This is a genomic window from Singulisphaera rosea (assembly GCF_054877945.1).
Genome location: NZ_JBTYIP020000002.1, coordinates 374,552 through 389,467, shown reverse-complemented (window position 1 = coordinate 389,467; position 14,916 = coordinate 374,552). Strand labels below are relative to the sequence as shown.

Here is a 14,916-nt window from a genome sequence, read left to right as displayed (position 1 = left end):
GAGTTGACGACAACCTGGTCCAGGGCGAGGAACTATCGAGGAATCTCGACGTGATGCGCTGAGCGTGGTGCCTCGATTCGCCCCTCCGAGCAGGCTCGGAGGGGCGAATCTCGTCGACGGTGGGCTCATTCCGGAAGGGGTTTGCCCCGAGTTTCAGGGGCGAAGGGGACCGCCAGCAAGCCGATGAGGAAGACCGAGCACATCGTCAGGCCGGCATATCGCATAGGCTCGTCATAGCCCGAGAAGACCCGGCTGGTGAGTAACCCGAGGACCAGGGGGCCGGGGGCGGCGACGAAGCGGCCGACGTTGTAGCAGAACGAGGTCCCGGTGCTCCGCAGTCGAGTCGGGAAGAGCTCGGGCAGGTAGATCGAGTAGCCGCCGAAGAGGGAGAGCTGGCAGAAGCCCATGATCGGGAACATCCACCACGGATCCCAGAAGCCCGTGATGCGCCCGACGAACAGGAACGTGAACGCGGTCGACGCCATCGCGAGGACGAAGGAGATCGCGAACGTCGGCTTCCTCCCAAGGTGGTGGGTGATCCGGCTGAACGCGTAGATGCCCCAAAAGGCGCCGAAGTTCTGGAGGAGGAAGACCCAGCCCGTGAGCCAGGTAAGCTTGCCCGCGATCTCGGCCTCGGAGAGCCCCTGGGCTTCGTAGGTCTTGCGGAAGACCGAGCGTGTCAGGTCGGGGCTGAAGAATCCGATCCCCCAGAGCCCGACCACGCCGGAAAAGGCCAGGAGCATCCCTACCGATGTGTTCCAACGCCAACGGGGGTCGCCGAAGAGCTCGCCGATCGAACCGGGCCTGGGCCCGGCGCCGGCGATCGAATCTTCGGCGTCCTCCGACCGCTTGGCCATGGCGGCTTTCCAGCGATCGGGCTCCTTGAGCTTCCGGAAGATCGGGATGGCGAGGATGGCGGGGACCACGCCGATCACGAACATCGTGCGCCAGGATTCGCCGATCATCTGCATCCGTTCGAGTTCCCCCAACGCGATGCTGATGCAGGCCGCGAGCATGTTGCCGACGGCCGAGAGGGCCTGGAGCAACCCGAGCGCGAAGGGGCGGGCGCGGTCGGGCATGACCTCTGCGACCAGTGCGACCCCGACCGCGAATTCGCCGCCAACTCCGAGTCCCGTCAAGAACCGGTAGAATGCGAAGTCCCAGACGCCCACCGACAGGGCACTCAACCCGGTGAAGGCCGAGTAGAGTAGGATGGTCATCATCATGGTCTTGGCCCGGCCGATGCGATCGCCGAGGACGCCGAAGAAGAGTCCCCCGACCGCCCAACCCAGCATGAAGATCATCGTCGTCAGGCCGGCATATTCGTTGATCTTACCCGCCATGGACTTGTCGCTGGCCGAGACGTGCAGCAGGGCCGTGATCGCGGGCTTGCGTGCGAGGTTGAAGAGCTGCTGGTCCATCGTGTCGAAGAGCCAGCCCAGGGAGGCGACGATCAGGACGAACCAGTGATAACCGGTGAGATCTTGATACCAGGGGCCTTTGTCGACGTCGGAAGGTCCGGGAGGGGTCTGCAAACTCTCGACGTGCATCAGGCTGGTCTCCGCGGCGGGCAATAGGGCGGGCGAATCGGCCGGTCCGGCGACCGTCCTCGCACGGCTTATGGGATGTTCTGGGCTACCGAGGACGGCTCCGCTCGAAGATAACATGTTGTTTGGGGCATTGCCGCAATCGTCCTCGAGAGAATTCGCCGGCCGGGGATCGACTCGATGCGCTTCGTTTTCGCGTCCGTCATGGTGGTCCAGTCCGTCCTGGTCGCCGCACTCGCCTTCGCCCTCTGCAAGGGGGTCTTCCCTCTGGGCGTCCGAGGCGAGTGGGAGTGGCTCCGACTCCCTCGGGGGATCGCCCCCACTTATCTTGACCTACTGATTGGAATGGTCGCCGTCGCGACCTACGCCGGGCTTGCCGGGTTCGGGCTCCGGCTGCTCGGAAAGGAGCCGACGCGAGTTCGCGAGTGTGCGGTCCTCATCGGCCTCTGGCTCGCTTCGATTCTCGCCCAGGCGACCGTCCCGTCGGGAGCCCCGGAGGGCTACGGCCTCAGCAAGTGGGCCCTGGCGCTCAGCTCGCCCGGTTCGAGCGGCTATTATACGGTCGCCCGCCAGCAAATCCGCGACCCCTGGCGCTTCTTGGCGGAATTCCCCGAATGGATCAAGCGCCAGGATGCGCTCCACATCGGCACCCACCCTCCCGGGCTCTTCCTCCTCGAATATGGCCTGTTGGCCGAGATGGATGATCATCCGGACGTCGCGAGATTCATCCTGGACGGCCTGCCCCCCTCGATCGACGCGAGCTTCCGGATCCTCGGACCTCCCCAACGCCCCGACCGTGCCGCGCTCGCGTTGACGGGGTTACTGACGCTCTTGGCGTGTGCGACGACCGTCGTGCCGATCTACCTCCTCGCCCGGGCAAGTCTATCTCCGACGGCAGCCTGGTCGGCGGCCGCCCTCTGGCCCGTCGTCCCCTCGACGATCCTCTTCCACCCCGCGTCCGACACCGCCTTCCCATTCCTCGCCGCGACGGCGATGACGATGGCGGCTTACGCGGGTCGCACGTCACGTAACCGAGCGATCGGGTTGGCTTTTGGAGCAGGTCTCGTCCTGGCGATCGGCATGGGCTTCACCCTGGCGTTCTTGCCGGTGGGATTGATCGTCGGAATCATCCTCCTCGCGACGTCGGGACTCGACCTCGGGTGGAGGGCCGGGCTCGTCGCCGCGACCGGCTTGGGCTTTCTCCTCCCGACCGTCATGGCGTGGGCCGTTACGGGGGCCAACCCGTTCGTGGTCTGGTGGTGGAACCAGAAGAATCATGGCCGCTTTTATCTCGAGTATCCGCGATCGTACCTCGCCTGGGCCGTCGCCAACCCGATCGAGCTCATGATCGGGCTCGGCCTTCCAACCTCGGTATGGGCGTTTGTGGCACTGGCTGCCCACTCACGAAAGATCCCCGTCGCGACCTGGGCGACGCTGGGAACCCTCGCGTTCCTCACCCTGAGTGGGAAGAACCTCAGCGAAGTCGGCCGCTTGTGGATCCCGATGATGCCCGCGTTACTCCTCGCTGCAGGAGTCGGGCTCGAACGCCTGGGGGCCGGGCCGAAAACACTCGGGACGACGGTGGGATTGATGGGGATCCAAACGCTTGCCCTGCAGGCGACGATCCAGGTCGTCTACCCGATTTAGGAAAGTATTTAATTTGATATTGACAACATGTAAATTAATTTGATATGAAGATCCGGCGATTGGTGGAGGGCGGTCGGATACAAGCCCGAAGCGCAAGGGAGTGAATTGTTTGCATCCCAAATAAAGCAATTCACTCGCTTGCGCTTCGGGCTTGTAAGATCTCGGCTTCGCCGATATATCGCTGCGTTCCGGACGTCATTTGCTCCGGGCCACACCGCATTCGTGAGCGTCTCAAAGAAACACGTTCGTGACGCGGACGCCGAGCTCTGTGTCGATTTGGACGAGCTCGCCGCGGGCGACGAGGCGGCCGCCGGAGGTCAACTCGATCGGTTCGCGGGAATGTCGACCGAGCTCCACGACGTCGCCGGGCTTCAGGTCGGCGAGGCGTCGGAGCGAGAGGTTGAGGCGGCCGAGTTCGACGACCAAGGTGACCGGGACGTCGGGCGATGCGGTCCCCGAACCGGGAGTGGTGGCGGAGTCGGTGGGAGGGTTCACGTCGAGGGCCTCTCGAGGGGTGGGGATGTGTTGAGCGACGTCGGTCAGGGTGAGGCGGCGGCCTCCTGTATTCGGCACCGGTTCGGCCGCGATACGGAATGTGCCCTCTCTTCCGGTCTCGAGGACGAGGAGGACCTGGCCCTTCGGATCCTTGGGGGTGCCCAGCAAGCTCGATCCCGACAAGGGGAGGACGTTGCCCTCGCGAAGTCTCACGAGTCCACGAGGCATCGTGATCGTGCCGGCACGCGCCCTCCAGACGCCGGTCAGGTCGCCGTAAGCCTGGGCCCTGAGGTCGAGGGTGGAGGGCAGGGGAGGGGGCTCGGCCGAGAGCCAACGCAGTGCCACCGACTCGGGAATCCAGACCCGAACCGAGCCGGCCAGCGTCCCGATCCGGACCGTTTGGCGGAGCGTGATGATCTGGCCCAGGCCGGTCACGTCGAACGGGTCGGGACCGGCCCGGTCGATCGTCAGGTCCCAACTCCCGAAAGGGCTGGGAGCCTGCTCGAGCTGAGTCAGTCCTCGGGCGACGAGATAAGTCAGGATCCCCCACTCGACCGGTGAGAGCTGCAGTCGTCCCTCCGCGTCTCGCCTTTCGAACCCCAAGAGTCGGTCCACCAACGCGTGGGCGATCGGGGTATCCAGCCCAAGCCCGATCCTGGTCCCGAGCTTCGGCCACGCGAGTTGGGCAATGAAGCCGGGTCGACCTAGCCCGGAAGGACGCCAGAGGACTTCAAATGGCCCGACCGGCTCGATCGCTGAGTTCAGGTCTTCCGGGAGTCGGATCGGGAGGGCGTCAAGTCGAGTCAGACGCTCAAGGAACCGAACCTGGCGGGCGTCGAGTCGCGGCAGGGAACCGAGCGGATCGGCGTCCGTTGAAGGTAGGCCGATGTCGTCCAGGTCGTCCGAGATATCCGCTCCCTTCACTTCTCGATTCACGAGACGGCTCCAAAATCCGGTTCGATTCGCCCTTCCGCTTTGAGACGTTCCCAGGAGGCCTGCAAGATCTCGGCCTCGCAGGAAAGCCAGGAGGCCTCCTGCAGGGGGGCCGTCTTGACGAGGCTGCGGACGGATTTGGCGACGTCATAGGGGAGGTGCTGGAGAGCCCAGCGGGATCGATAGGGTTCGCAGGGTCTCAGGAGTCGTGCGATCGTCAGCAGGCCAAGTCGGCTTTCCGGATGCCGCTCCGTGGGGCGTCCTCGTTTGACGTCGTTCGCGGCGAGCTGGCCGAGTGTCGGGCCCGAACTTCTGAGAAACGCCTGGAAATAGCTATATCGCTCGCGGTCCCTCGCACGAAGCTTCGGCGGCTTCACTCCGGCAGCGGACAACTTGGCCAGTCCGGCGTTGCGAGCCAATCGGAGGATGTCGCGCAATCCAAGCCGGGTCAACGCCTGGATGATTAACGGGTCGTCGGGGCGATCGGCGATGTCGCCGACGAGACGCTCCGTCCATAGCACCAAGGCGCATCGGATTGCCTCCGGCAACGGTGCGCGATCCGTGGCGAGGTCCGAGGGACTCATCGAAAGGCCGGGGCCGAGCAGACCGGCGGGGACATGGGCGGCGACGGCTCGACGAACCGCGGGGGACTCGTCCTTGAGTGCCCGAACCCACCAACTAGGGTGCACTCGGCGAGGATCAGGCCGGGTGGCCGCTGTGTGCTCGAGTCGCAACCGTTCGCGTGCCGAATCCGGGGATCGACGAACGTCGGAATTCCGCCGTTTGCGGAGCAGGTCGGCCCTGGCTCGGCCCATGACCGCCCAGAAGCGGGGGTCATCCGCACCTCCCCAGGCATCGAGCGCCGAGAGGAGGGCCTGGTCGGCGATAGTCAAGGGCTCGGCGGGCCTCATCGGTGAGGGTGCTCCGTCTCCGGAAGGGCCCGAGGCCGCTCGAGCCCCATCATTCGGGTGTCGCGCTCTCGGCGACCGGGAAACGCTTGAGGAAGGCGACTCGGCCATCGGAGGCTTGCTCGACGATCTCGTCGAAGGGCGTTTCGGAGTGCCAGCGCGACCGACGTCCTTCCCGGAGTAGGAGGCTGTCCTTAAGCCAGTCCGCCGACTCGCGGAGGGTGAGGATGATCCGGTCGGTCTCGAGCCGATAATCGATCGTGGCCACGAGCTGGATGTCGTTGTCACGTCCCCAGGAGCCGGCTTCGCTGCTGATCTCGGCGAGGACCGAGCCGATTCGGCCGACCGTTTCGAGGTCGAGCGGTGTCTTGGCGAAGAGGAGGCTCCGCAACTGGGCGATCTGACGTAACGACTCGCCGTCGTCGTGCGACTTCAGGAGGATCTCGCCGTCGGCGGAAGGGCCTTCGACGTCGCGTCTCCAGGCGTCGGCGTCGTCCATCGCCTGGTAGATCTGGTCGGGCGTATAGGGCTTCGGGATGTAGTCGTCGGCCCCGACGCGGAAGCTCTGGATCCGGTTCTCGGCGGCGATGCGAGCGGTCACCATCACGACCGGGATCAGGCTTGTGTCACGCTTGGTCTTGAGCGAGCGGCAGACTTCGTACCCGTTGATGTCCGGGAGCATGAGGTCGAGGAAGACGATGTCCGGGGCCTGATGGCGGACTTTCTCCAGAGCTTCGCCCCCGGTGAACGCCGAGACGGTCCGATAGCCGCGAAGTTGGACGAGCATCGCCAGGAGGAGGTTGGCCTCCGGTTCGTCCTCGACGATCAGTGCAGTTGGCATCGGCTCGGCCCTCAATTTCGATTCGGTCTCGGCCCGCGGGCCATGTTCGGCGATCGGATCCAACCGTCGTGTCCTGGGTCCCCTCCTCTCAAGCACCGGACGGCTCGCTCCCGTCGCGGTGATCTCCCCCGCCGTCGACCGGTCGGCGGACCTGCCGTCGAGGCAGGCGGATGGTTACCTTCGTCCCAACATCGACTGTACTCTCTGCCGACACCCTCCCGCCATGCAACTCGACAAATTGTTTCACGATGCTGAGTCCAAGCCCCAAGCCTCGTTTGTTAAAGCCGAAATCCCCCGAAGAATGCCGACTTGAGTCGAATTGGGTGAAGAAAGGTTGGAATAGATAAGCCAGGGCCCGGGGTTCCATGCCGATACCCTCGTCGCGAATCTCGATCTCGGCCTCATCCGCCGAGATCAGCTTGCCGGTCAAGGCGATGACCCCGCCATCGGGCGTGAACTTGATGGCATTGGTCAACAGGTTCACGACCGCGGCGCCGATCTTATCGGGATCGACTTCAAAGACCCCGAGATCGTCCGCAACCTCGACGCGAAGCTCGAGTTTACGGGCGCGGATGAACGGCTGGACCTGGTCGACAACCCCGCGGAGGAGCGGGGCGAGCTCGACCGGGACGCATTGGAGGGTCCGGCGGAAGTCATCGGCCCTCATCAACGTGAGCGTGTTCGTGACGAGCCGAGCGAGCTGCCGCGCGCTGGCGGAGATCCGCTCGACGAGCGCCCGCTCTTGTTCGCTGCGGTCGGGGTTCGTGAGCCGGAGGAGTTCGCTCAGGCCGAGGACGAGGGTGATCGGCGTGTTGAACTCGTGGCTAGCCACCTCGATGAACGAACTCTTGAGCTGCCCCGCCTCGGCGAGCTCCTGGTTGGCCCGGGTCAGCTGGGCGTTGGCGGTCCGGAGTTCGGCGATCAGTCGGCGACGTTCGGCGAGGAGCTCGAATTGATCGGTCGCCTGCTTCAGGATGCCTTCGAGCTCGGCCGCATCCCAGGGCTTGAGGATGTAACGAAAGATGTTCCCTTCGTTGACGGCGTTGATCACCGCCTGGATGTCGGCGTAGCCGGTGAACAGCATCCGGATCGCGTCGGGCTGGATGCGACGCGCGTGCCCGAGGAGGACGTCGCCCGACATCCCCGGCATCCGCTGGTCGGACAGGATCATGTGCACGTCTTCTCGACCGAGGACTTCGAGGGCCTTGGGGCCCCCGTTCGCCGTCAGGACATGGTACGTGCGGTGAAACAGATGGCGCAGGCTCTCGAGCACATCGACTTCGTCATCCACGACCAGCAGGGTATGTCGCCTCTGATCCATCCACGAGACTCCGACTCGGACAGGTCATCGATAATCGAGACCCAGATGTCCTTATTGCGCTGGGGGCACCGAATTCCCTAAAAGGCGACGGACTTCCGACTCCAGCGCCGTGACGCGTGTCTGCAGGCTGAGCACCTCGGTCACCAACTCCTCGCGTTCGTGGGCGGTCTCGATCAGGCGGTCGTATTCCATGGCGGCCTGGCGGACGGCGGATTCGAGCTCCTCGGGCTGCCAGGGCTTCTTGAGGAAGCCGAAAATATGCCCTTGGTTAATGGCCGCGATGATCGATTCCAGGTCGGCGAAACCGGTGAAGAGCATCCGCACGGCCTGGGGATAGCGCGACTTGACCTTCGCCAGGAGCTCGACGCCGGTCATCTGCGGCATCCTCTGGTCGGACATGATAATGTGCACTTCCTCTTCCTGCATGATGCGATAGCCGTCTCGGGCGCTATTCGCCTTCAAGACCCGGAATTCGCGCCGGAGCAGGTCATGGACCGAGTCGCACACGTTCGGCTCGTCGTCGATGATCAGGAGGCAATGCTTCGCGGTCGGGCTCATCGGTCTCCACTCCTCGACTCGAGGACGAACGGGCCGGGTCGATCGGACGATCAGGCCGACTTCAGCGGGAGGTAGATCCGGAACGACGTCCCCAGCCCCGGCCGGCTCTCCACTTCGATCCGACCGCCGTGGCCGGTGATGATCCCGTGGCTGATCGATAACCCGAGGCCGGTCCCTTCTCCCACCGGTTTGGTGGTGTAGAAGGGGTCGAACAGGTGCGGCAGTTCTTCGGCGGGGATACCGCAGCCGTTATCCGTCACCGAGAGGATGGCCATCTCCCCTTCTCGAGTCGAGTGGAACCGAATCGACCCGCCGTCGTCCTTCCCCTGGGCCTCGATCGCCTGGCAGGCGTTGATCAGGAGGTTGAGGAGGACCTGACTGATCTGCGAGGCGACGCAGACGAGCCGAGGGGTTTCCCCGTGGTCGATCTCGAGCTCGATATTATGGCGGCGGAGTCGTCCTCGCATCATCTCGACCGCGGACTCGACGAGGTCATGGATCGCAACCGGCTCCATCTTGGGGGGCGACGTCCGGGCGAGTCCTCGCAGGTTCTGGACGATGTTCGCGACACGCTGGACGCCTTCTCGGGTCCTCCCGAGAATCTTCGGGATATTCTCCCGGACGTATTCCCAGTCAAGTTCCTCGGCCAGGACCTCGACCCGTTGCAGCACGTCGGGAGCGGAGGTTGCGAGGGCATCTTTCCCGGCTTCGTACGCGGCGACGATGTTGGTGATGCCGGTCATCTCGCGTTCGAGCACGACCAGGTTGTTCGCGACGTACGCGAGCGGGTTGTTGATCTCATGCGCGACGCCCGCGCTAAGGAGCCCGATCGACGCCAACTTTTCGGATTGCGCAAGCATGGCTCGCATCCGTTGTCGTTCGGTTTGGTCCCGGATCGACCCGATGAACTGCAATTCCCCGGCCAATTCGGTCGCGCTCAGCGACAATTCCAGGGGAAAGTCCTCTCCCGACTTGCGACGGCCCAGGAGCTCGACGGTCCTCCCCACGATCGCCGACTGCCTGCGGCCGAACACATCATCGAGGACATTCTCGCCGAATTCCTTGGGCATGAGAACCGAGATCGGCCGGCCGACGATTTCTTCGCTCGTATATCCGAACGTCGTCTCGGCGGCCGGATTGAAGAGCGTGATCCTCCCCTGGCGGTCGGCGACGATCACGGCGTCGAGGCAGCCTTCGGTGAGCAGTCGGTAGCGCGCCTCGGACGCAGTCAATGCTCGGTTCTTCGATGCCACTTCCTGGGCGCTACGCTCCTGTTCTTCGGCGAGGCGACGCTTCGTCTCCTCGAGGGCTTTCCTTTCCGTGATGTCTCGGATCACCGAGAGGATCGCCTTCTCGTCGTCGAAGACGATCGTTGCGCTGTTGATGTCGACCGGGACGATCCTCCCGAGCTTCGTCCGATGGGCTCCCTCGAAGGCCAGGTGTCCGAAGCGTAGTTGGACCTCGAGTCGGTCGCGGTAGCCCGAGGCGAACTCGGGAGCGTCGATGTCGCCCGTCGACATCCCGAGCAATTCCTCACGCGAATACCCAAGCAACCGGCAGGCTGCGGGATTGATGTCGAGGATCCGTCCCTCGGGCGAATGGACGATCAAGGGATCGTGCATTCCCTCGAAGAGCGCCCGTGCCCGACGCTCCGAGGCGACGAGGGCCGCTTCGGTCCGCTTCTGCTCCGTCACGTCCTGGAGCGAGCCGAGGACCGCGCAGAGCTCACCCTGCTCGTCTCGACAGAGCCGTTCCTTGCATGAGACAACGGCATACCGGCCGTCCCCGGCCGTGATCGCACGTTCGAAGGTTCCTACCGATTCCAGCCCGTGGTACGTCTCGAGGAATCTGCGGCTTCCGCCGGCTCTCGAAGGCTCTCCGAGCAATTCGAGGAGGGACTTCCCCACGAGTTCTTCGCGCGAACGTCCGAGTAGCTCGCAGGCAGGGCGGTTGATGTTGAGGATTCGACCTTCGGCGTCGAGCTTGTAGTATCCGACCGGGGCATCGTCGAAGATGCGGCGGAACCGGTCCTCCGACTCCCTCAGGGCGCACTCCACCCGCTTGCGCTCCGAGACGTCGGTGATGAACGCGTAGAACCCGACCGAATTCCCTTGGTCGTCGACGTCGGGGTCGACGGCGACTTCGACCGGGACAACCCGGCCGTCCTTGCGCAGGTATTCCTTTTCGTAGCGGGCCGATCGGCCACTTGCTTCGATCGCCGACAGGTTCTCGGCGGAAGTCGACAGCCATCTCGGGGGTGTGATGTCGCGGATTGTGAGCTCGAGCAACTCCGCCTGCGAATAGCCGAGAAGCTCCTCGAACGCCCTGTTGGCGTAAGTGATGCGGCCATCAAGATCCACGGCCGAGATGGGTTGCGCCGTGCGTTCAAGCAGCCGCCCGAGGCGTGGGGCTCGCGCTCCCGCAGCGCCCACTCCTTCGTCAGGGACGGGCCGAGTCTTTTCCTCAGGGCGTCGAGATCCCGCCCCTGGAGCGTCCGGGACCTCGGTCCTGGCATCGGGTTTCGCAGGGGAATCCACGGGCGTTGGCCCCTTCGGTCACGACCCCACTCATTCGGGATTCCCCGAGTATAGCCGGTGCAAGGGCGGGGCCTCACATTATTCATCGCGAATTTTCCGATTCGTCCCGTTCCCCGGGCCCCTTGGAGGAGTGGCCGGAAGGATCCGGTCTTGACCGCGTAGGTGCCGGTCCCGACGATGAAACGGAACGAGGGCCGGGCCCGCGAGGCCGGTCGAACGCCCCAGGAGACGGTATCGATCATGCCGGCATTTACCCACCACATCCTCGTCTGCGGCAACGCGCGGGAACCCGGGCATCCCCGCGGTTCCTGCGACCCCGAAGGGAGTCAGTCGCTCCGCGATGCCTTCAAGAAGGAGCTGAAAAAGGCGGGTTTCGGCCCCTTGGCCCGCGCGAATCAGGCCGGCTGCCTCGACCAGTGCGAGCACGGCCCCGCCGTGGTCATCTACCCCCAGGGAGTTTGGTACGGCCGAGTGAAGGTCGAAGACGTCCCGCGGATCGTTCAGAAGACCCTCCTAGGCGGCGAGATCCTCGGCGACTTGCTGATCGAGGATTCCTGCCTGAACAACCCCAAGTGTCCCCATCGTCGGCCCGAAGGCCAAGGATAGGTCGAGCGTGAGAGTCGCGGAATCGATCGCCGACGTGCGCGAACAGGTCGCCGCGGCCCGGGCCTCGGGACTGACGATCGGGCTGGTCCCGACGATGGGGGCCCTGCACGAGGGGCACGCCCGACTCATCGAGACATGTCGGGCCGAGGTCGGGTTTGTCGTGGTCTCGATCTTCGTCAACCCGACCCAGTTCGGGCCGACCGAGGACTTCGCCCGATATCCCAGGACGCCCGAAAGGGACCGCGCGATGTCGGCCGATGCGGGCGCCGACCTCGTCTTCGAGCCGACTCCCGCGGTCGTGTATCCGCGAGGGGCGACTTCGACGTTCGTCGAGGTGCCGGGCCTCTCCCACATCCTGGAGGGGGCGATCCGGCCCCAACACTTCCGAGGCGTCGCGACGGTCGTGCTGAAGCTCTTCGAGATCGTCAAGCCCGACGTCGCCCACTTTGGGGCGAAGGACTTCCAGCAGCAGGTTGTGATCCGCAGGATGGTCGAGGACCTGAACCTGCCCGTGGAGATCCGGACCGTGGCCACGGTCCGGGAGGCCGATGGGCTCGCGATGAGTAGCCGGAACCGATATCTCGACTCCGAACAGAGGCGAGGATCCGCCGTGATCGCCAGGGCCTTGGGGCTCGCACGCGAGGCGGTCTCCGGGGGCGAGCAGGACGCCGACCGGGTTCGACAGATCTTGCGAGAAACGATAGAATTGGAATCGTTGGCACGACTCGACTATGCCGAGGTGGCCGATGCGGATTCGCTCGAGCCCCTCACGAAACTCTCACCGGGCCATGCGGCGGTCGCGCTCGTGGCGGCCCGTTTCGGGTCGACCCGGTTGATTGACAATACCCTACTCGCGGAATGATTTGGGATGCGGCTCAAGGTCCTCAAGAGCAAGCTTCACCTCGCCACGGTGACGCGTAACGACCTGCACTATCACGGGAGCCTGACGATCGACGTCGCGCTCATGGAGGCGGTCGGGATCTATCCGTACGAGGCGATCCTCGTGAGCAACGTGGCCACGGGGCAGCGGGCCGAGACATACGCCCTGCCCGGGGTCCGCGGGGGCGGCCAGATGGAGTTGAACGGCGCCATGGCGCGACTCGGTGCCGCCGGCGACCGGATCATCGTCATGGCCTTCGCCGACCTCGCTCCCGACGAAGTCGAAGGACACAGCCCTGTTGTCGTCGCCCTCGACGAAGCGAATCGGATCGTCGAACGGATCGACTACCCGCCGATCCCGGGCCCGGTCGGCGCCTGACCTTATCCACTCCCTGGGGGCGACGCATGAGGCAGGTCCTGTTCACGATCCCCATCCTCGGCGGGATCAAGATCTTCGGCTATGGGATGATGCTCTTCTTCGCGTTCCTCGGCTCGACCAGGCTCGCCGCCTGGAGGGCGAGGCGCGAAAAGCTCGATCCCGAGCTCCTCTACGACCTGGCCATTTGGGTCTTCATCGGAGGCCTCCTCGGGGCCCGGCTCTTTTACGTGTATCAATACTGGGGCGACCGGATCCGCACCGTCGGCGACATCTTCCGGATCTGGGAAGGGGGCATCGTCCTCTACGGCAGCATCATGGGGGGCACCGCGGCCTTCTTCCTCTATCGCGCGATCCGCCCGTTCCCCCTCCGGCCGCTGCTCGACGTCGTCGCCCCGTCGCTGGCCCTGGGCATCGCCATCGGCAGGCTCGGCTGTTTCCTGAACGGCTGCTGCTACGGAGACCTCTGCGACCTGCCCGTGGCGGTCTCGTTCCCCAAGGATTCCCCGCCCTGGAAGGCCCAGGCCGTTTACGGGTTGATCTCTCCCGACGCGGCGTGGTCGCTCCCCGTCCATCCGACGCAGATCTATTCCGCGATCGACGGCTTCCTCCTCACGATCCTGCTCTCCGCCTACTTCCCGATCCGCAAGCGCGATGGCGAGGTGATGGCCCTGCTGATGGTCACTTATCCGATTACCCGGTTCCTCATCGAATACCTTCGCAATGATGAGGGCTCGTTCTTCCTCGGGCTAACCATCTCCCAGACGATCAGTGTCCCATTGCTGGCGTGTGGCCTGCTGTTCTGGTACAGGCTCTGGAAGATGCCCCGCGAACGCTACGCGGACCACGCGCCGGAGCCCGTCGGGCAACTGTCGACAGCCTCGGTCCGATAACGAGTCCTACGGTGTGCGAAGTCTTGCGTCATCGTGTGCAGTGACCGACTTATCTCGATCTCCTGGCACAATCCAGTTGGCAACCTCCAAGCCCGGCCCTCTCGACGAGGCCGGGTTTGTCATTGCGCGTTTCGACTGGGCTGGGCGGGTTCTCCAGAAAGCGATGCACATCTCGAGCGAACCACGATCGGAGCGCATCCACCCGATGGCTCCCACGGAATGAATTTGACAAGCCCGAAGCGCCCGCGAGTGGATCTCTTCGGTTTCTCGCGAAGAGATCCACTCGCGGGCGCTTCGGGCGTGTATCAAGGAGGTGCCACCGTGATCAGCTCTACGGCACGGGGATGTGGTCGAGGATCCGGCCAAGGAGGTCGTCGGGGGTGAGACCTTCTGCGTCCGCCTCGTAGCTCGCGATGATCCGGTGGCGGAGAACTTCTCGGGCGAGGCTCTTGATGTCGTGGGGCGTGACGTAGTCTCGTCCCGAGAGCAGGGCATGTCCCCGGGCGGCCCGGATCAGGGCGATGGTGGCCCTCGGGCTGGCCCCGAGCTCGAGGAGCGGGGCTAGCTCCAAACCATAGTGCTGAGGCTCTCGAGTCGCTCGGACCAGATCGACGACATATTCCTTGATCGCCGGGGCGACGCGTACGGCGCTCGCCTTGGCGCGGAACGCTAGGACGTCGCCGGGACCAAACAGCGGTGGTGGGTCGGCGGATCGCGCGTCGGAATGTGGCCCCTCGGCAATGCTCGGCAGGTCGAGCATCGCGAGCTCGGACGAGCGGTCGGGATAATCGACGATCAACTTCATGAGAAAGCGGTCGAGCTGGGCCTCGGGGAGCGGGTAGGTCCCCTCGTGCTCGATCGGGTTCTGGGTCGCGAGGACCCAGAACGTCTCGGGGAGGACGACGGTCTCGTCGCCGATCGTGATCTGGCCTTCCTGCATCGCCTCGAGCAGGGCGCTCTGCACCTTGGCCGGGGCCCGGTTGATCTCGTCGGCGAGGAGGACGCTGGTGACGATCGGCCCGGGCCGGACGTCGAACGTGCCGGTCGACGGCCGGTAGATCTGAGTCCCGGTGAGGTCGGCGGGGAGCAGATCCGGCGTGAATTGGATCCGACGGAAGGGGAGACCGAGCGCCATGGCCAGGGCCCGGACCGATCGGGTCTTGGCGAGGCCGGGTACCCCTTCGATCAGGACGTGTCCGCCCGTCAACAACGCGATCACCAACCGCTCGAGCAGGCGGCGTTGGCCGACGACGCTGGTCTCCAGGCGTTCGATCAGGTCCGACAGTCCGCGCTCTTCGGCGAGCGTCGGCAGAGTTTCGTCATCGGACATGAGGCGGCGATTCCCTAACCAAGAAAAACCGGCCGGGACCGGTCG

At 64.7% G+C, this 14,916-nt stretch carries 13 protein-coding genes; 5 read left to right on the top strand and 8 right to left on the bottom strand.

Annotated elements, in window-relative coordinates; translation table 11 throughout:
* Positions 1–125: 125 nt before the first annotated feature.
* Entirely contained in the window at positions 126–1,550 is a 1,425-nt protein-coding gene (locus ACYOEI_RS04640) for an MFS transporter (RefSeq protein WP_462848151.1), read from the bottom strand.
* Positions 1,551–1,727: 177 nt separating this feature from the next.
* Between ACYOEI_RS04640 and ACYOEI_RS04635 the strand changes: the two genes are divergently transcribed.
* Positions 1,728–3,194: a hypothetical protein gene (locus ACYOEI_RS04635; protein WP_462848150.1), complete on the top strand. Its 1,467-nt coding sequence runs from the start codon at positions 1,728–1,730 to the stop codon at positions 3,192–3,194.
* A 231-nt stretch (positions 3,195–3,425) separates the two neighbouring features.
* Here the strand turns inward: ACYOEI_RS04635 and ACYOEI_RS04630 are convergent, their stop codons facing one another.
* The 6 genes from ACYOEI_RS04630 to ACYOEI_RS04605 all read right to left on the bottom strand — a co-directional run bounded on the left by ACYOEI_RS04630 (position 3,426) and on the right by ACYOEI_RS04605 (position 10,682).
* Positions 3,426–4,625, bottom strand: a complete 1,200-nt coding sequence (locus ACYOEI_RS04630; protein ID WP_462848149.1) for a FliM/FliN family flagellar motor switch protein — start codon at positions 4,623–4,625, stop codon at positions 3,426–3,428.
* The gene (locus ACYOEI_RS04625) at positions 4,622–5,533 is read right to left on the bottom strand and encodes a hypothetical protein (protein WP_462848148.1); all 912 of its coding nucleotides are present in this window, start codon (positions 5,531–5,533) and stop codon (positions 4,622–4,624) included. Before ACYOEI_RS04625 ends, ACYOEI_RS04630 begins: the two co-directional genes overlap by 4 nt.
* Positions 5,534–5,582: 49 nt before the next feature.
* On the bottom strand, positions 5,583–6,371 hold the full coding sequence (locus tag ACYOEI_RS04620) for a response regulator (protein ID WP_462848147.1): 789 nt from the start codon (positions 6,369–6,371) through the stop codon (positions 5,583–5,585).
* Between the two features lie 88 nt (positions 6,372–6,459).
* Positions 6,460–7,692, bottom strand: coding sequence for an ATP-binding protein (locus tag ACYOEI_RS04615; RefSeq protein ID WP_462848146.1), 1,233 nt, complete (start codon positions 7,690–7,692; stop codon positions 6,460–6,462).
* 51 nt (positions 7,693–7,743) lie between these two features.
* Positions 7,744–8,250, bottom strand: a complete 507-nt coding sequence (locus ACYOEI_RS04610) for a response regulator (RefSeq protein ID WP_462848145.1) — start codon at positions 8,248–8,250, stop codon at positions 7,744–7,746.
* 50 nt (positions 8,251–8,300) lie between these two features.
* Positions 8,301–10,682, bottom strand: coding sequence for a PAS domain-containing sensor histidine kinase (locus ACYOEI_RS04605; RefSeq protein ID WP_462848144.1), 2,382 nt, complete (start codon positions 10,680–10,682; stop codon positions 8,301–8,303).
* Between the two features lie 282 nt (positions 10,683–10,964).
* Between ACYOEI_RS04605 and ACYOEI_RS04600 the strand changes: the two genes are divergently transcribed.
* Genes ACYOEI_RS04600 through lgt form a run of 4 tightly spaced genes read left to right on the top strand, consistent with a single transcriptional unit; the run spans position 10,965 to position 13,541 of the window.
* Entirely contained in the window at positions 10,965–11,393 is a 429-nt protein-coding gene (locus ACYOEI_RS04600) for a (2Fe-2S) ferredoxin domain-containing protein (RefSeq protein WP_462848143.1), read from the top strand.
* Positions 11,394–11,400: 7 nt separating this feature from the next.
* Entirely contained in the window at positions 11,401–12,255 is an 855-nt protein-coding gene (gene panC, locus ACYOEI_RS04595; RefSeq protein ID WP_462848142.1) for a pantoate--beta-alanine ligase, read from the top strand.
* 6 nt (positions 12,256–12,261) lie between these two features.
* Positions 12,262–12,651, top strand: coding sequence for an aspartate 1-decarboxylase (gene panD / locus ACYOEI_RS04590; protein WP_462848141.1), 390 nt, complete (start codon positions 12,262–12,264; stop codon positions 12,649–12,651).
* A gap of 26 nt (positions 12,652–12,677) precedes the next feature.
* Complete coding sequence (lgt, locus tag ACYOEI_RS04585; RefSeq protein WP_462848140.1) at positions 12,678–13,541, top strand: prolipoprotein diacylglyceryl transferase; 864 nt, start codon at positions 12,678–12,680, stop codon at positions 13,539–13,541.
* 331 nt (positions 13,542–13,872) lie between these two features.
* Here the strand turns inward: lgt and ACYOEI_RS04580 are convergent, their stop codons facing one another.
* Positions 13,873–14,871 (bottom strand): AAA family ATPase, encoded by a 999-nt coding sequence (locus tag ACYOEI_RS04580; RefSeq protein ID WP_462848139.1) that lies wholly within the window; start codon positions 14,869–14,871, stop codon positions 13,873–13,875.
* Between the last annotated feature and the right edge of the window lie 45 nt (positions 14,872–14,916).